Raw genomic sequence first — 18,421 nt, 5'->3', positions numbered from 1 at the left:
TTATTAAAAATTGAAATCTTGAAGTCGTTCGCTAACGGTCAGATCTTTTTGTTGCTCTTGGGCGATATCTTGTTGAAGTTTTTCATTCCAAGTATCCTCGTCCCACAGCTCAAATTTATTCAACTGACCTACTAGCATTAATTTTTTATTGAGCCCTGCATGTGCTCTTAGTGGAGAAGACAATAAAATTCTACCGTTTTTGTCGAGCTGACATTCCATCGCACTACCTAGCAAAATACGCTTAACACGACGCTCAGCCTCAACCATGTTCGATAACTGGCTAAGCTTTTGTTCGACTTCTTGCCATTCACTTAATGGATACAACAACAGGCAGGGATCTTTTAAATCAATTGTGCACACTAATTGGCCTTCGCAATCTGCCTGCAATAAAGCACGAAACTTGGTAGGTATTGCCAAGCGTCCTTTATCATCGAGGTTAATTGCATGTGCGCCACGAAACATGTAAGCGTTCCCATTTTGTTATTAGTGCCGATCCACTGAGATCCATTTTTTACCACTTTTCTCCACAACGATAGAGTCTAGGGCTTGACACAGGTATTTGTCAAGAATTGTAACAATAATATTTTTCTCGCAAGCCCTTTATTGATAAGGGCTAGAGCAAAGTTGATGAATTTAGTGGAAAAAAGTGGAGAGAGATCTTAGATCACGCCTTTACTAGCCTTGCATTGAACCTTTTTGCATAAAAAGCGATCAAATTAATAATGTTTTTTGTACAAGCTGTTTACGCCATGCCTTATGGGCTTTTACAAATGTTAACTGTAATTAGTTGTTGTTATTTTGACCTTCTGGTAATTTGATGTCATAAATTGCGATCTTATTAAAGGAAGATGTTTATGAAGTTCAGTAAATTGCAAAAAGGAATTACCTTAGCATTATCGTTCTCGATTCTGGCTGCTTGTGGCGGTAGCTCAAGTAATGACAGTGAAACAGTTGTTGATGGTGGTACAACTGGCGGTGGAACAACAGGTGGTACTGACAACCAATGGGTTGCCAATGAGTTTAAAGCAAAAGAAGATTTTGCAAATAAATGCGCAATTGTTCGCACAGGTTCCGATCCATACACTGGCGAAGTTTATACAGATACTGCGGGTACATTGACTGATGAAAAAATGTGGCTGCGCTCATGGAACCATGAATCTTACCTTTGGTATAACGAAGTTGATGATGTCGATCCTGCCAACTACGATACACCGCAAACTTATTTTGAAATTTTAAAAACTTTCGCTAAAACCGATTCAGGTGCTGATAAAGATAACTTCCATTTTTACCAAGATACCGCAGAATACCGCGAGCGCACTCAAGGCGGTGCATCATCGGGTTATGGCATTCGTTGGCGTTTCGGCAGTACCACACCACCTCGAGAGTTATTTGTTGTACAAAGAGAACCTAATTCACCGGCTGCGCTTGCAGGTTTTAATCGTGGCGATCAAATTTTAGAAGTGGATGGTGTTGATCTAATCAATGGCGATGATGTCGATACTTTAAATGCAGGTTTATTCCCTCAAAATGATGGTCAGACGCATACAATTAAAGTGAAGGATACCTTCGGGGTAGAAAAAACACTAACGGTAACCTCTGGCAGCTATGAACTTGCTCCCGTTAAAGCGACGAATACTTTTGTACATGATGGCAAAACCGTTGGTTACATCCAATTTGATACCTTTAGCATTGCCGATGCACAAACTGATTTGATTGAAAAATTTACCGAATTTAGAAATGCAAATATTAGTGAATTAGTAGTCGACTTACGCTACAACGGTGGTGGTTTACTCGCGCTCTCATCGCAATTAGCTTATATGATTGCAGGTGATGTAAATACCAATAACCGCAACTACTACACCCTAAAATACAATGGTAAATGGTCTGAAGATCAAGCGCTAGGTTTTTATAATCAAGAAATTGATTGGGATAACAGCCGCTTTACCGGTGTTGATTTACCTACGGTTGCATTAAACAAAGTGTATGTGATTTCAAGTGGCTCAACTTGCTCTGCCAGTGAAGCACTGATCAATGGTCTTGCGGGCATCGATCTTGATGTGGTGTTAATAGGTGGACAAACTTGTGGCAAGCCTTATGGTTTTGTACCAACAGATAACTGCAGTACAACCTATTTCACTATTCAATTTAGCGGTGTAAATGCTAAAGGCTTTGGTGAATACTCAGATGGCTTTATTCCTAAGCAAAATCCAAATTTCCAAACTGAAATTAAAGGCTGTACGGTAAGCGACGACCTAACTCGTCCAATGGGGGATATTTCAGAAGGCATGTTATCAACTGCACTGTATCATATGGAAACTGGCAGTTGCCCAACAGTAAAAGCGACAAAAGCGGTAAAACAAGCTGGGCTAAGTAAGCAAATCACTGGACCTGCCATACATGTGCCAAATAATCGTTTTGAACAGATGATTGAAAATAATGCGATTATCACGCCAATAAAAGAGGCGACAAAGTAACGCCAGTAGAAAGAAAAAAGGTGGCAGTTGCCACCTTTTTTTCGCTTATCGGAAAATAAAAAATAACGATATACCCACTATCGCCAGTAGTGTGCCAATAATTGTTTTTGTTGAAGGAACTTGCCCTTTAACGATAGCGAAAAACAAAATAAATAAAGGCGATGTAGCAATTAATGTTTGCGCTACAGCAGGGTTGGCATATTTCAAAGCAACTTGCTGCAACCAAAGTGTTAAAAATGTACCTACAATAATGGCAAGCAACAACAAAGCAAATTCGCGGCTGGCTAATTTACGAAAGCCACCAGCTATAGCAAAGAACTCTTTACGCTTAAACAGCACCAACATAACAAGTATAGCACTAATACCTGCAACTAAACGCAATAAAGCTCCTAACAATGGCTCTATATCACCTGCAACAAGTGCATAGTGTGAAATAACTACACCCGTTGCCTGGCACACACTTGCCAATAATCCAAACCCAATACCCGATGCATTCACCGCTTGCTTATTTTCTTCTGGTTGCATCACCACTAATGCCACAGCAAATGTTGTAACCAATACACCTAGCCAGCTTTGCCAACTCAATAAACTACCAAGTAGCAAAACAGCTAAAATACCTGAAAGCGGTGGCGCAATGGATTCAAGTAATAAAGTTTTATTCACCCCGATCCGCTTTAAAGAGGCAAAATAGGCACTATCGCCAATGGCGATCCCGATGACTCCCGATAGCAATAAAATAATCATATGTTGCTGTGATAACTCAAAATTTACTTCGGGTAATAAAGGTAGGGTTATCAACATCAGAGAAGAAGCGAAAATACCTTTAATCAAATTAAGCTGTAACGCACTAAAGTGATGACTAATGCTGCCAATGCAGCAACTTCGCCTAACATCTTATTTCCTCTGAATAATTTAAATTGAAATTTTAAATTTAACTGCCACAGTTAAACTAACCCTAAATAAGTTTTTAAGGAATAGAAATGGCAAATTGGATCGATGGCACAGTAACAGACATAAAATGGTGGAATCAAAAATTATTCAGCCTAACGCTTAGTGCACCATTGCCAAGTTATAAAGCTGGGCAATTTACTAAACTTGCCATGACAATTGAAGATAAAAAAATTGCCCGCGCATATTCCTTTGTAAATACCCCTTCACAATCTGAGTTACATGAATTTTTGCTAGTCACTGTGCAAGATGGTTTGTTATCACCACCCTTATCTGAATTATCCATTGGGGAAACGGTTCACGTTGCAGAACAAGCTTCCGGTTTTTTTACCCTGGATGAAGTACCATCGTCTAAATACCTATGGCTACTTTCAACAGGTACGGCCATTGGGCCTTTTTTATCTATGCTCGGTGATCCAGAGCTCTGGCAAAAGTTTGAAAAAGTTATTTTAGTTCACGGTGTGCGTAAAAAAGAAGATCTTGTATATCAAGAACTCATAGTTAGCACTTGCCAATCTCATCCTCTCACATTCGTACCTATGGTCAGCCAAGAAACCATAACGGACGGCTTATCTGGGCGGATCACCAGCGCTCTTACATCAAAAACGCTATTTAATTATGTTGGAGTAGAGGCATCACCTGAAAACAGCCAGTTTATGCTGTGTGGTAATCCTGAAATGGTAAAAGAAACCACTCAGATTTTATTAGACTTAGGCTTTACACGAAATCGCCGTGCAAAGCCTGGTAATATTACTGTTGAGCAATATTGGTAAGGTAATTATTCGCCTGCAATCGACATATTTTCGATTAATACAGAACCAGTCTGAATACTGCCGCGTAAGTCAACATCTCCACCAATTGCTGCAATTTTTAAGAACATATCTTTTAAGTTGCCAGCAATTGTTACTTCACTTACTGGGTACTGAATTTCACCATTTTCTACCCAAAAACCAGCTGCGCCTCGTGAGTAATCACCCGTTACAATATTTACGCCTTGTCCCATCACCTCTGTAACAAGTAAACCCGTGCCCATTTCATTTAGCACTGTTTTTAAATCTTGATGTGACGCTTCAACTAACCAGTTGTGAATACCACCAGCATGACCTGTTGCTTGCATACCTAATTTACGTGACGCATAACTTGCTAGTAAATAGGTTTGTAATTCACCATCTTTAATTATTTCGCGGTCGATGGTTTTAACCCCTTCACTGTCCACAGAGGACGAAGCTAACCCGCCTAAAATGTGTGGACGCTCCTCAATATTGACATGCTTACTAAACACTTGTGTGCATAAGCTATCTAACAAGAAGCTTGATTTGCGATATAACGCGCCACCGCCAATCGCTGAAACTAAGTGGCCAAACAGTGAACTTGCAATATCGGCACGGAAAACTACCGGGTATTTACCGGTAGGAATACGACGGCAGTTTAAACGAGCAATAGTCTCTTCTGCAGCTTCAATACCAACGCTTTGGGCGCTGCGAAGTCCATCTTGCTTACGAGCAATGGTATAAGCAGAATCACGCTGCATCATGCCATTTTCTTCGCCAATCACCATACAACTGATGCTATGACGACTACGTGGAAAACCTATAAGCTGACCATAACTATTACCATAAACACGTAATCCATTATGACTTGAGAAACTAGCACCATCAGAGTTAGAAATACGCTTATCAAATTGCATTGCTGCACTTTCAGCTTGTTTACACAACTCTATTCCCTGTTCAGCAGACACCTGCCAAGGATGATATAAATCTAAATCAAGCGGCGCAAAATCAAGTAGCTCTTTATCTGCAACCCCATTGCATGGGTCTTCAGAAGTATACTTTGCAATTTCTACCGCCTTAGCAACCACTGTTTTAAGTGCATCGGCACTTAAATCAGCAGTAGATGCAGACCCTTTTTTATTACCAACATAAACGCTAATGCCCAGCGCACCATCTTGGTTGTATTCTATCGTTTCAACTTCGCCTAAACGTGTTGATACTGACAAACCAGATGTGCTCGACATCGCCGCTTCAGCAGAGCTTGCACCTAACTGTTTTGCATAATCGAGCGCTTCGCTCACTGCCTGTTTAACTTCGTCAAGGCGCTGAAAAATTGGATCGTTTGAATCTGCGTGCATAAGGAATTGAGCTTAAATTTAACTATTTTTTTAAGCATATCAAAAATAGCGTCATAAGGCAGAGCATCACAGCGTATTTTTCACGTATAATATAAAGAAATTACGTATTTACCTTTTGGTTTCACACCAATTGCAGTAATCGACGTAACAATATTAATTTGTGGAGACACCATGGCCAAAAAGAACAAAGTTGATTTCGATACGCCAGAGGAAGAAATTATTTATGTATCGCGTGCTGAATTAAAGCGTGATGCGAAAGAATTACATGAACTTGGTGCTGATATTGCTGCGCTAAGTAAAAAGCAGCGAAAAACAATTCCGCTCAATGAAGAATTGATTGAGGCAATGGAGCTTGCTGATCGCCTCAAAGAAAAAACCGAAGCTTACCGCAGACACTTAAACTATATTGCTAAGTGTTTACGCCTAGCGACCAATATTGAAGAGATCACCAAAGCGGTAGATATCCTAAAAAACAAGCATGCACAAGGTAATGTGCTATTTCATAAATTAGAGCATATTCGTGATGAGCTAATTGAAGTTGGCGACAATAAGATCAATGAGTTAGTATCTGAATATCCAGAACTCGATAGACAAAGATTACGCCAATTAACACGCCAAGCGAAAAAAGAAAAAGAAGCGAACAAGCCAGCAAAAGCTTACCGCGAAATTTTCCAGTGTTTAAAGCAGGTAATCACACAATAAAAACCAACAGCAACGGTTAAGGATAAGCATGAGCACAATAAGGCAACTTAGTATTTTACTTACTGCATCTGCGCTTGCAGCGTGTAACGGCTCTTCAGGCAAAAATGAAGAAGTCACACCACCCGACCCAGATGCGCCAACCTTAGTTGCTGTCTCTGTGCTTGATGAAAATTGCCAAGCAATGACATCACCTTCGCTTGTTGCTGGTTCTACTTTTTGTATTGAAGCCTATTTAAGTAAAAATAACGCAGCGGTTGTAAACACCAGTGTCACTTTTGAAACTCCTTTAGGCTCACTCTCGCCAAGTAGCAAACTAACAAATTCTGATGGTGTTGCCCAAGTTCTGCTTACCAGTTCTAGTTCTGATATAGGCGCAGCCGATGTTACTGCGAGTTCGCAAGGTGCCAGCGACAGTGCAAGTTTTGAATTTTTGCGAGACACCAATCAAACAACCACGTTACCAGTTGTATCACTCTCAAGTTTTGTTGGAGATGCTGCGATTAATAGCGCAAAACAAGGTGAAGTAATTACCTTGAAGGCAAACTTGGTTGATAAAGAAAATAACCCGATTAGTAATCAGCCTATTCGCTTTACAGCTGAAATAGGTGAGCTTAATACAAGCTCTTGGCTTACTGACACAAATGGCAATGCAAATGTATTACTCACATTAGCAAGTGATAGCCAAATAGGTGCTGCAACAGCCGTTGCTACTTATCAATTAGATGAGAGCAATAGTGTTAGCTCACAGATTAATTACCAAGTACTCAGTGCCGATGATATCGAAACACCTGTAGTACAAGTTGGTTACTTTGATAACGATGGTAATTTTGTTGCTAACCAATTGAAACTGAGTGTTGCGCGTCAAAGTGACGGCAGCGTCGATTTAGCGGCGGGCGGTACACTTGGTTTATCGTTAGTTTTAGTTGATGAAAATGAGCAAGTTATTACAACACCCACTGCGGTTAACTTTAGCTCTAACTGCGTGCTAAACAGCAAAGCTAATATTGATGAGCAAGTACTTACTATCAACGGCGAAGCCAATTCAACTTATAAAGATATCAGCTGTGCTGGCGCCAATGGTAATCAAGACCAAATCATTGCAAGCGTAACAGTAAACGGCAGCAATATTATCTTAACACAAGATATCAACTTATTAGGTGAAGCACTCGGTGCCATTGAGTTTGTTTCAGCAGAACCTAACTCAATTGTGCTTAAAGGTACTGGCGGCGTTGGGTGGCAAGCAAGGAAATTTATTAGCCCAACAGCCAGTGAATTTTAGTGCAAGTACCGATGTTGGTGGATTAGAAGTGTCACCAAAAACAGCCATCACTAATTCACAAGGTGAAGTCAGTACAAAAGTTATTTCGGGCACGGTACCAACATCTGTGCGTGTTACAGCCAGTGCGACGACTACAAACGATGCAGGCGAAAGTGTTGAGATTATTAGTCAATCTGATTTGCTCTCGGTTAATACAGGTCTTGCCGATCAAAACAGTATTTCGCTTTCAGCTGCGGTTCTTAATCCGGAAAGCAACAGTATCAATGGCGTTACAACGGAAATTACAGCTTGGTTAGCTGATAGCTTTAATAACCCTGTGCCTGATGGCACAACGGTTAATTTTACCACGGAAGGTGGTCAAATAGAGCCAAGCTGTCAAACAACTAATGGCTCATGTTCTGTTACTTGGCAAAGTAGTGAACCTCGCGTGTTTAACCATAGATCTACTATTCTCGCAACCGCCATTGGCCATGAGACCTTCTTCGATACTAATGGTAATAACCTTTTTGATAATCAAGATGGTAATCCTGTCGTAAATAACGAGGTATCAAGTGGCTTCGGTCGTGCACAATACTTACCATCTGGTTTTATTGATATGTCAGAAGCATGGCGCGATGACAATGAAAACGACCAATACGATCAAGGCGAAACCTTTATCGACTTTGATAACAATAAAGTATTTGCGAGCGCTGATGATAAGTTTAATGGCCCGCAGTGTTCTGGCGATTTATGTGCAGCGCAAAGTTTAATAAATGTGCGTAAGTCATTAGTACTTATTATGGCAAGTGGCGCAAGTAAATGGGCACTGTATGAAACAACGGGCAGTGAAAGGCTAATTGCAGATAACAGCAATACGTTAACACCAACTGCGATTGCAAGAGCATCTAGCCAAGCCTACACTTTATATTTTGCTGATACAGCAATGCAAACGCTGCCATTAAACTCAACAGTGTCTATTGCGACCGATGAAGGTGAACTAGTTGGCCAGACAAGTTTTACTGTTGGTAATACGACTGGAACCCCAAATCCAATTAGCCAAGCTGACATTGATGCTAATGTATCTATATCAACTGCAAGAGCTAAAAATGTATTTGGCGGACAAAGCATCAGCTTTGATTTGAAAAATACGCTTGCAGAAGACGATCAACCAGCTACTGCAAATCTCACTATTGAGATCACAAGTCCAAGCGGTAAAACAACATTTAAACTGTTGAAAATACAGTTACTCTAACTAATCTAAGAGAACCAATAAAAAACGCTGCAATTGCAGCGTTTTTCTTTTTCAAGAATCAGTTTAACAACTTAAGCAGCTGTGCCACCCACCGTTAATTCATCAATTTTAAGGCTAGGCTGACCGACACCAACTGGTACACTTTGACCATCTTTGCCGCATACGCCCACGCCATTATCAAGTGATAAGTCATTACCTACCATTGAGATTTTATGCATTACGTCTGGGCCGTTACCAATAAGAGTAGCCCCTTTGATTGGCTGCGTTACTTTGCCATCTTTAATTAAATACGCTTCTGATGCCGAGAATACAAACTTACCCGAAGTGATATCGACTTGGCCACCAGCAAAATTCGTCGCGAAAATACCATTTTCAACACTTTCGATAATTTCTTGTTGCGTGCTTTCACCGGGTAGCATGTACGTATTAGTCATACGCGGCATAGGTAAATGGGCATAAGACTCTCGACGACCATTGCCCGTAGGTGTAACCCCCATTAAGCGTGCATTGAGTTTATCTTGCATATAGCCTTTCAGCACGCCGTTTTCAATCAGCACGTTATAGCCCGCTGCAACCCCTTCGTCATCCACATTGAGCGAACCACGGCGGTTATCTATTGTGCCATCATCAACAACGGTACATAAGCTAGACGCCACTTGTTGTCCTACCTTGCCGCTGAATGCTGATGAGCCTTTACGGTTAAAATCACCTTCTAAACCATGGCCAACTGCTTCATGTAATAGTACACCAGGCCAACTACCGCCTGTAAATTAACGTTAGCAAGGCGCACCGCTTCATCGGCATAACTCATCCAGCGCGGTTTACCATCTACTAATTCGTAAAAATAACCATAATCTAAACGTGCGCCACCGCCAGCACTGCCACGCTCACGCTTACCGTCTTGCTCTAATAACACTGAAATATTTAAGCGAATAAGTGGGCGAATATCTGTAGCAAAGGTACCATCACTTGCAACAATCAACACCTCTTCATACACAGCGGCCATCGAACATACCACTTGAGATGCATTTGGTGCGATTTGACGGATGTAAGCATCCACTTGTTTAAGTAAATCAATCTTCTCGCTGTCTTTTAAACTGCTGATTGGCATAATCGGTTGGATAATATGCTTATCTAGTTCCACCACCTGAACTTTACTTGTGGTAACTTCAGCACTGTTTTTATCAGCAACGGTTCTTGCTGCAAGTGCAGCTTGAGTAATCGCATTTTTGTTAATGGCATCAGAGTAAGAAAAACCCGTTTTCTCACCTGAAATCGCTCTAACACCCACACCGCGCTCAATGTTGTAGCTTCCATCTTTTACAATACCATCTTCAAGTACCCAAGATTCATGGTGACTTGACTGAAAGTACAAATCGGCATAATCAATTTGATGTTCTTGAATTAAAGACAAACTGTCGAGCAAATCTTGGCGAGAAAGGCCGCTTTGCGTTAATAAATGCTGTTCTACGTTATTGCTCATGTTTAAACTCATAATTAAATTGGTTATGTGACATCAGCGGCATTTTTTGCCTAATTTCTGTCAATTTATCCATATTGGGTAAGTATACGATATTGTTTGGCTCTGTTGCTAACATCGCTTCAATTTCACCCCAAGGCGATATCACCACACTGTGACCATAGGTTTCGCGTCCTCGGTCATGTGTACCTGTTGTTGCGGCTGCTACGATAAATACCTGATTTTCAATTGCACGCGCTTGCAAAAGAGGTTGCCAGTGCGCTTTTCCGGTGGGAACTGTAAATGCCGAAGGTACCAGAATAATATCAGCGCCGCGTGCTCTAAGGGCGCCGAATAACCCAGGAAAACGCATGTCGTAGCAAACCGTTAAACCTATTTTGCCAAACGGGGTATCAACCACAACAAGCTCTTTACCCGCTATGGTTGAATTCGATTCACGGTAATTTTTTTTACTATCATTTACGTCCACATCAAATAAATGAATTTTATTGTAACGAGCAACCACCTCACCAGATGAGTCAATAAGCAGTGATGCTGCGTAATATTTATCACCGTCACCGATGGGAATGGTGCCAGCACTAAGCCAAACATTATATTCTTTAGCAAGGCCACAAACTTCGCGAATAAATGGTTGGCTGGCATGTGCAAAAGCCATTAATTCACTCGGCTCGGCATCAAAACAGGCAAAGCCTTCAGGTAGGCAAACAAGTAATTCTTCATTTTTGTATTTGTTGCGAAGCTGATTGAGCTCTTGGCGCAAATAAGCAAGGTTTTTATCCGGTACTGAGCTTACCGTCCATTGTAATACTGCGATCATTGAGTTTGCTCCTGTGTACTTTGTTCACTCGATTGCGACTCTTCAGTAACAGGGACCACTTTCTTTTCTTCAGGTAAGTCATCTTGCTTTGGTTGCGGGATTTCAATCTCGCGACTTTTCTTACCTTTTTCTGTTACAACGGGCTCTTCAAATGTGCCAGTAATGGTGTATTCAATCTCTGAAATTACCCTTGCTGAATGCAGCACTTTATCGATAGCAAGCGCAGCTAATCCAGTTACCGGGTTGACCATCCAAGCTACAATGACAGGAATGCTTGAGGTCACTTCTGGGGCAACCCACATGGTGTAATCGATTTTTCGGGTATTTAAGTCCGCATAGCCCTTAATTGTTAAATCGGCTGGTACCCCGTTGAGTTCCGCATCCTTAGTGTATGCAACCCCTTTATCGATTTGCATGGTGCCTTTCATACTGTTGTAGAAAAACCCTTTTGCAAACACATCGCGGAAATCGAGCTTGAGTTTTCTCACTAATGAATCAAGACTAAGCAGCGAGAAAACACGCGCGCCCCCGTCGCTTATGTCGGTAATATAACCATCACCTAAGCGCCACTTTAAATCACCCGACAACGATTCAGTATTGAACTCATATGGCGTGCCATACCAAGCTAAGTCGATATCTATTTCGGCGTTTGATTCTTTAATTGAACTAGTTAAATCAAACTCGTCAGTTAGCTCACCAATATCTTTACTAACAAGCTTGCCAGCAAGGTTGGTTTTTTGTTTTTGCCAACTGCCCTGCCCAATAAACTGATGCTTGCCTTTATTAATATTCAATTGGCTTATCAGTAAACCGTTGTCTGCAGGGTCTAAATCTAGAATGACTTTATCCAGCTGATAAGTATCAATTTTGCAATCTGCACAGTTAAAACGAATAGCGGGTAAATGCATCAACCATTGATTATCTTTCGGGCCATCAAAACTATCTAGTGGTGTTAAACCGACTTGTACTTCTTCTTGTTGTTTAAAGTTAAGCCTTAAATAGTCTGCCTCAATATACACAGGACGCTGTGCTAGCACGCGCGGAATACTCACTTCAGCACGCACTTCCTTACCATTAATTTTCAGCTGGGTTGATTGCGCAAGGGCCGTTAAATTAATATCTAAATCGTTAAACTCAATTTCAGATAACGTTGCATAATCAATATTCGCGTTTACTGCTTTTAATGAGGGAAATACCTGATTTGTATTACTTGATTCACTCGGAGTGGTAATTAAGTGATCAATAAATGGGATCCATTCAACAATATCGGCTTTAGCTAAATGCACCGACACATCAAAACCTGAAGCATTTATGCCCAAATCTTTTTCACCGACAATTAAATGCGCATTAGTAACTTTGCCTTCACGGTTATCAATGATGCTATTGAAAAATAACTGCTTGTTGATATTGGCGGTAACCAAGTTCGAAATTTCATCACCTTGAACAGTTAACGAAAGCGGCCAAATTTCATCACTTTTTTTGCTGTAAGGAACTGGTAAGTTAGTGCCCAAGCCAATCAAGTTTGAATTTGCACTGGCATTATAATTAAAACCTTGTGGTTTCAAGGTCATATCAAATGCAATATCAAACGGAACAACGCCGGTTAAATACCCATCCATTACACCCTGGGTATGTTTAACAATGTCTTTAATTTGCCATAGTGCATCGCCGCTCAGTGAAAGTGCGTAATTCTCGCCACTTTGTTTGCCTTCTAAACTAAAGTTAAATGGCATATCAAGCCACGTTGCATTAGCATTTTTAAGCGTGATATCACTGTTATGAAAGGTCAGCGTGCCATTTAGGTTTTTAAATGGAATACCTGGCTTGGCAATGTAAATCGGCGTATTTGAAAAATCGACAGAGCCGGAAACATCCACTTTTCCATTTTTACCCGCTTTTTTACCAAGCGGCACCTGAATGCGTGTTTTGCCAATAACTTGACCTTGTCCTTGAATTGTCTCAAGCACTGCGCCAACCGAGTTATTTAATGGGGTAGCAGCAAAAAATGGCTGTAATTTTTCAGCTTGTTGTGTTGTTTCAATATCAACATTCAGCATATTTGCATGAGATAAGTCATCAATACTAACAACTACCCCTTGCCCCAAACGCAGGCCTGCCAATTCACCTTGCTTAGAGACAATATCCATACGCTCATTTGAGAATATCAAATCAGCTTCAAGGTCAGTTATATCTGGCCAAGATTGATTAAAATTAAATGTTGCGTCGGTTACCTTTGCATCAACTAAAAAACGCCCATTATGCTCTCGGTATGGGAAATCACTTAACTTACCTTGCCAAAGCACTTTAGCTAAATCAATACGACCGCCACGTAGTGAGCGATTTAAATAATCTATTGTGCTTTGTGGCATATAACCACGGGGGAAGTAATGACGAGCTTTAAGTACTTCTGGGCCTTGCATTTCAGCGTATAAACTAAGCTCTGTTTGAGCATACAAATCAAGTGAGAACTCCGCAGCAAATGTAAGCTCTTCGTTATGTAGCCAAATGGTGTCACTTTGAACCTGCCACCCCTCAGCCTGCTTGATAAAATCGATTGAAATATCTAACTGCTGATATGGAATGGCGCGCGAGAATAACTCTCCTGTCATTAAGTAGTCATCACTGCCCTGAATGCTTAACTTAGCCGCCTGCTGATCTGCAACAAACTCAAGTGCAAGGTTTTGTACCCCAGGAATGCCTTGATAATGTTGCCATGAAAGTCCCTCAACTTTACCTGTTACAAAGTAATCTTGCTGGTTGTGATAACGAATATATAACTCAGGAATGCTGCCATTAAGCTTTAATTCTTCGGCAAAATGAATTTCATCAAAAGGCATTAATGGTGCAATATCACTGACTAAAGCAAGCGGAAAATCTCGCCAGTGAGCAACCAAATTATCACCAAGAAAATTAAGTTTGCCGCCAAATGTTGGCCACTGACTTTGATTTGCACCAATACTTAGCTCTGAAGTTTCAAGCGTCCAAGCATCATTATTTGGGCGAAGGCGTAAGGTACCACTGTTTATTTGAAGTGACTTTTGATCTTTTGCTTGTTGCCAGGTTATTTGGCTTGGCGCCCAATCAAGTTGCACATTTTCGATTTTAAACTCTTTAAAGCGCGCCCAAGCTTTGAAGTTAATATCACTTTTAACCCCAGAAACTTTTTCTGATAACACATCTTGCAGCCAACTACTGGCATTGAGTTGCTTACTCTCAACAAACAAAGTGCCAAACGACTCTGAAAAATGCTCACCGTATAAATCTAAAATCACTTCTAAACGGTTGTCAGAAATCCCCGGTAAAGTAATGTAACCAACACCTTGATGCTGAGTATTACGGTTTTGCCAAGTTACACGCTCTACAGCAATTTGGCGGTTTTCATTGCGCTTAGTTTTAATAAATAATTGACTATCCTCGACCGCGAAGTGACCACTTTCAGCAAGAAAAAGGGTTTCGAGTACATCGATTAAGTTGGCACCGTCCGCACTTTGTTCACGGCTAGGCATAGGCTGGTTTAGATCAATCTTGGCATTTAAACCAGACAGTACAAAGTAGTTTGAAACTAATCTGCGCTGTAAAACTGATTGCCAAACATTAACATGCAAACGTGATTGCTCGACATACAAGCCAAGCGCTAACGATTGCTCTTTGCCGAAAGAAACTTGATTGAGTACTAGTGCAGGTCCAGTATGTTCCCAGCCCGCGGAAATTGAACCAATCGCAATGTCAGTACCGACCTGCTCGGTTAATAACGCTTCAATTTCACCTTTGTAGTCATTAGCATAAGGCAAGCTGTATTTTAACAACGACACAAGCACAGCGATCAGCACAAGGCTGATCGCGAATATTTGCCAAATTTTACGTAAACACCAAAAACAGGCGTGCCTTACTTTTTGCACTACATCATCACCACATCAAACTGCTCTTGATTATACAAGCTTTCTGTTTGAATACTGACTTGTTTCTTTATAAAAAGTTCAAGCTCAGCCAGGTTATGATATTCATCATTGATCAGTGCTTCACTCACTGCAGGCGATGCGTAGACCACAAATTTGGTGGCATCGTAAGCGCGATTTACCCTTACAATTTCTCGTAAGATTTCATAGCACACAGTTTCAACTGTTTTTAATGCGCCGCGCCCTTTACATACAGGGCATTCACCACACAAAATATGCTCTAAGCTCTCTCGCGTGCGTTTGCGAGTCATTTCCACAAGACCAAGCGCTGAAAAGCCATTAATATTGGTTTTTGCGCGATCTGGGGCCATTGCTGTTTCTAAGCTGTGCAACACGCGGCGTTTGTGTTCAGCACTCGCCATATCGATAAAATCAATAATAATAATGCCGCCCAAATTGCGTAAACGGAGCTGCCTTGCAATCGCTTGAGTAGCTTCGATATTAGTATTGAAAATGGTTTCTTCGAGATTACGATGACCAACAAAGGCACCAGTATTTACATCAACCGTAGTCATCGCTTCTGTTTGATCAAAAATCAGATAACCACCGGATTTTAATTCAACCTTACGTTCTAGCGCTTTTTGAATCTCATGTTCTACGCTAAACAAGTCAAAAATTGGGCGCTCACCTGGATAATACTCAAGGGTTTTTGCCAGCTCAGGTACAAACTCTTCTGTGAAGGCTGTTAATTGCTGATAAGTCAGTTTTGAGTCAACGCGAATGCGTTCCATATCTTCACCGACATAATCGCGTAAGGTACGAAATGCTAGGGTTAAGTCTTCATGTAAAATTGACTCTTTACGCGTTTTTTTGCGTTTTTTTGCAATTTTATGCCACAGTTTTTTTAGAAATTTAGCGTCATGCTCAAGTTCAGTTTCGGTTGCGCCTTCTGCAGCTGTGCGCACAATAAAACCACCTTCTTGATCATGAAACGGCGCTACGATTTTTTTTAAGCGTTCACGCTCATCTTCACTTTCAATACGTTGTGATACACCAACATGCGTGGCGTCTGGCATAAATACCAAATAACGCGATGGAATTGTGATATCGGTTGTTAAGCGGGCACCTTTAGTACCAAGCGGATCTTTAACCACCTGCACCATAATATATTGCCCTTGCCTAACAAGCTCACGAATATCTTGTACTTTTTTGATTGGCTGATCGTCTACACCTTCGGCAATCGAGGTACTATTTACAATGTCTGAGGCATGTAAAAAAGCCGCTTTTTCTAAGCCAATATCAACAAAAGCAGCCTGCATTCCCGGTAATACACGGCTGACTTTACCAAGGTAAATATTGCCTACAATTCCAAGATTACCTTCTCGCTCAAGCTGCACTTCTTGTAGCACACCATTTTCAATCAGTGCAACACGGCTCTCACTGGGTGTAACGTTAATTAATAACTCGGAGCTCATACACCCTCCTTGATAAATTCTGCTAGTAACTGCTCTGTTTCATAAAGTGGTAAGCCCATTACCGCAAAGTAGCTACCATTAAGCTGTGTTACAAAACGCCCCGCACCGCCTTGAATGCCATAACTACCGGCTTTATCAAAAGGCTCTTTAGTAGCGCAGTAATCTTTAATTTCTTGCTGTGATAACTCTTTAAATGTCACATCTGTCGTGACTAACTGTGACTTAACAGTTTTAGTATTTGCAAATGCGATTGCAGTCATCACTTGATGCGTTTTACCCGACAGAGACGATAATGTTGCTACAGCATCAGCTAGGTCTAGTGGTTTGCCAAGTACCTTGCCATCTAAAACCACAATAGTATCTGAGCCTAGTACTGGGAAATTTTGTACGGCAATTGCCACACCTGCTCTGGCTTTTTCTTCTGCAAGACGACGAACAAAAAACTCAGCAGACTCACCTGCTTTCTGGCTTTCGTCAATATCAGTGGCAAACTGTTCAAACTCAACATCCAATTGAGAAAGCAACTGCTTTCGTCTTGGCGATGCCGAAGCGAGATAAATTTTTGTAGGCATTAACGGATCCTAAAATGGCGTCGATATTTTCGCAGTAATAAAAACAACCAAGGCCACGCTAATGCGCCTGTTAATACTGGCCAAAGGTATTGAGGTAAAAAATAAATATCGAGTAAAAAGTGGTTTAACCAAAAGACTAGCAGATAATAAAGCGCCAAGAAAAGCGCGACTAACATTGCTTGTTGCCAAACACTAAAGTTTCGAATTTTCTGATAGTTACTGGCGGTAATATAAATTACGATAGCATAAGTGAGTGAGCGCACACCCAGTGGTGAACCAAGTGCTAAGTCGATTATTAACCCCGCCATCCAAGCAAAGCCAATATTCACGCGATGCGGTAGCGCTAGTGACCAATACATAATCACAAGTAGTACTAAATCCGGTCGGTACATCTCAAATGCAATCGGTAAAGGCATGAGCGCCAATACTAAAGAGACAAACACGGATAATAAAATAAAACCTAAATGCCTAGTCATTGGCTACCTCATTGCGCCAAAGTAAAATCAGCAGGCGAATACGATCAAGCTCAGCTATTGGGCTGGCATATACTTCAGAAAACGGTCTTCCCTCATTGCGGTTGATACTAGTCACAGTTGCAACAGGGTAACCTTCGGGAAATACGCCTCCTAAACCTGAGCTCACGAGCACATCGCCAATGCGAATATCCATACTATGAGGCACATGTGATAGTCTTAGTTGATCTATTTTACCGATGCCTTCAACTACCGTACGCACATTGTTACGAAGAATGCGCACTGGCGTTGCATGCTGTGTATCAGTAATTAACAGCACGCGACTAGTTGTACTGCCTACGCTCGTTACTTGCCCGACAATACCTTTGTCATCAATTACTGCAAGACTTTCTTTCACGTCGTCGAGTAAGCCGCGGTTGATTAACACTTGGTGACTATAAGGATTTGAATGAACAGACAACACTTGCGCAATTAATTTACGGTCTTCAAGTTTTTTGGAAGAGCCTAATAATGCACGCAGCTTTTGGTTCTCGAGTTTTAAAAATTCGTACTGCTGTAGTTTTTGATTTTGTACCAATTGGGCTTCACGTAAAGCATCGTTCTCAACCATGAGACTCTGGTGAGAAGACAGGTTTTTGCTGCCTTCACGAAACATTTCATAAGGGAGGTTTGCAAGGTAAAACAAGGGGCTAACAATTGTATTTAAGCTAGCCCTAACTTTGGAGCCACCATCAGTAAAGCGGTCACCGATAATTAATACCGCACTTAACACAATGGCAATCACCAAGCGTAATTGCAACGAGGTATTTCTACCAAAAATTAAATTCATTGCGCCCTCAAAGAGCAATCAAAATAGTTATGTTAGCTACTTAATCGTAGCTAAACACATCACCGCCATGCATATCGATCATTTCAAGTGCTTTACCACCACCACGAGCAACACACG

The 18,421-nt window shown here is 41.1% G+C and carries 14 protein-coding genes and 1 pseudogene; 5 read left to right on the top strand and 10 right to left on the bottom strand.

The features are described from left to right. Positions 1-3: 3 nt before the first annotated feature. Entirely contained in the window at positions 4-462 is a 459-nt protein-coding gene (mraZ, locus tag ON073_RS04105; RefSeq protein WP_010561177.1) for a division/cell wall cluster transcriptional repressor MraZ, read from the bottom strand. Positions 463-854: 392 nt separating this feature from the next. Between mraZ and ON073_RS04100 the strand changes: the two genes are divergently transcribed. Continuing rightward, positions 855-2,474: a S41 family peptidase gene (locus ON073_RS04100; RefSeq protein WP_274760596.1), complete on the top strand. Its 1,620-nt coding sequence runs from the start codon at positions 855-857 to the stop codon at positions 2,472-2,474. Between the two features lie 45 nt (positions 2,475-2,519). Here the strand turns inward: ON073_RS04100 and ON073_RS04095 are convergent, their stop codons facing one another. Then, positions 2,520-3,338: a DMT family transporter gene (locus ON073_RS04095; protein ID WP_274760661.1), complete on the bottom strand. Its 819-nt coding sequence runs from the start codon at positions 3,336-3,338 to the stop codon at positions 2,520-2,522. A gap of 116 nt (positions 3,339-3,454) precedes the next feature. Here ON073_RS04095 and ON073_RS04090 point away from each other — a divergent pair, with 116 nt between their 5' ends. Beyond that, positions 3,455-4,195 (top strand): ferredoxin--NADP reductase, encoded by a 741-nt coding sequence (locus ON073_RS04090; protein ID WP_274760595.1) that lies wholly within the window; start codon positions 3,455-3,457, stop codon positions 4,193-4,195. Positions 4,196-4,200: 5 nt separating this feature from the next. On the opposite strand, the gene pmbA is transcribed toward ON073_RS04090, so the two are convergent. Beyond that, entirely contained in the window at positions 4,201-5,550 is a 1,350-nt protein-coding gene (pmbA, locus tag ON073_RS04085) for a metalloprotease PmbA (protein ID WP_274760594.1), read from the bottom strand. 171 nt (positions 5,551-5,721) lie between these two features. On the opposite strand from pmbA, the gene yjgA reads away from it, so the two are divergent. From yjgA to ON073_RS04070, 3 genes are read left to right on the top strand one after another with little or no spacing between them, the layout of a single operon-like run. Next, positions 5,722-6,252, top strand: coding sequence for a ribosome biogenesis factor YjgA (gene yjgA, locus ON073_RS04080; RefSeq protein ID WP_274760593.1), 531 nt, complete (start codon positions 5,722-5,724; stop codon positions 6,250-6,252). 28 nt (positions 6,253-6,280) lie between these two features. Next, on the top strand, positions 6,281-7,531 hold the full coding sequence (locus tag ON073_RS04075; protein ID WP_274760592.1) for an Ig-like domain-containing protein: 1,251 nt from the start codon (positions 6,281-6,283) through the stop codon (positions 7,529-7,531). Then, positions 7,521-8,762, top strand: coding sequence for an Ig-like domain-containing protein (locus ON073_RS04070; protein ID WP_274760591.1), 1,242 nt, complete (start codon positions 7,521-7,523; stop codon positions 8,760-8,762). Before ON073_RS04075 ends, ON073_RS04070 begins: the two co-directional genes overlap by 11 nt. 71 nt (positions 8,763-8,833) lie before the next feature. On the opposite strand, the pseudogene tldD reads toward ON073_RS04070, so the two are convergent. From tldD to mreC, 7 genes and pseudogenes are all read right to left on the bottom strand, one after another. Beyond that, positions 8,834-10,245 (bottom strand): annotated as a pseudogene (gene tldD, locus ON073_RS04065) (metalloprotease TldD). Beyond that, complete coding sequence (locus tag ON073_RS04060) at positions 10,235-11,059, bottom strand: carbon-nitrogen hydrolase family protein (RefSeq protein ID WP_274760590.1); 825 nt, start codon at positions 11,057-11,059, stop codon at positions 10,235-10,237. Before ON073_RS04060 ends, tldD begins: the two are co-directional and overlap by 11 nt. Next, positions 11,056-14,958, bottom strand: a complete 3,903-nt coding sequence (locus ON073_RS04055; protein ID WP_274760589.1) for a YhdP family protein — start codon at positions 14,956-14,958, stop codon at positions 11,056-11,058. The genes ON073_RS04060 and ON073_RS04055 overlap by 4 nt, the downstream gene beginning before the upstream one ends. Beyond that, entirely contained in the window at positions 14,958-16,430 is a 1,473-nt protein-coding gene (gene rng, locus ON073_RS04050) for a ribonuclease G (RefSeq protein WP_274760588.1), read from the bottom strand. Before rng ends, ON073_RS04055 begins: the two co-directional genes overlap by 1 nt. Next, a complete protein-coding gene (locus tag ON073_RS04045; RefSeq protein WP_274760586.1) occupies positions 16,427-17,002 on the bottom strand; it encodes a Maf family protein in 576 nt (191 codons plus the stop codon). Before ON073_RS04045 ends, rng begins: the two co-directional genes overlap by 4 nt. Next, positions 17,002-17,478: a rod shape-determining protein MreD gene (gene mreD / locus ON073_RS04040; RefSeq protein ID WP_274760585.1), complete on the bottom strand. Its 477-nt coding sequence runs from the start codon at positions 17,476-17,478 to the stop codon at positions 17,002-17,004. Before mreD ends, ON073_RS04045 begins: the two co-directional genes overlap by 1 nt. After that, on the bottom strand, positions 17,471-18,304 hold the full coding sequence (gene mreC, locus ON073_RS04035; protein WP_274760584.1) for a rod shape-determining protein MreC: 834 nt from the start codon (positions 18,302-18,304) through the stop codon (positions 17,471-17,473). Before mreC ends, mreD begins: the two co-directional genes overlap by 8 nt. Between the last annotated feature and the right edge of the window lie 117 nt (positions 18,305-18,421).

It is taken from the genome of Pseudoalteromonas sp. G4, from assembly GCF_028875915.1.
In the GTDB taxonomy this organism is placed as follows: domain Bacteria; phylum Pseudomonadota; class Gammaproteobacteria; order Enterobacterales; family Alteromonadaceae; genus Pseudoalteromonas.
Note: the sequence above shows the minus strand (reverse complement) of the source record. Positions and strands in the feature narration are given on the sequence as shown.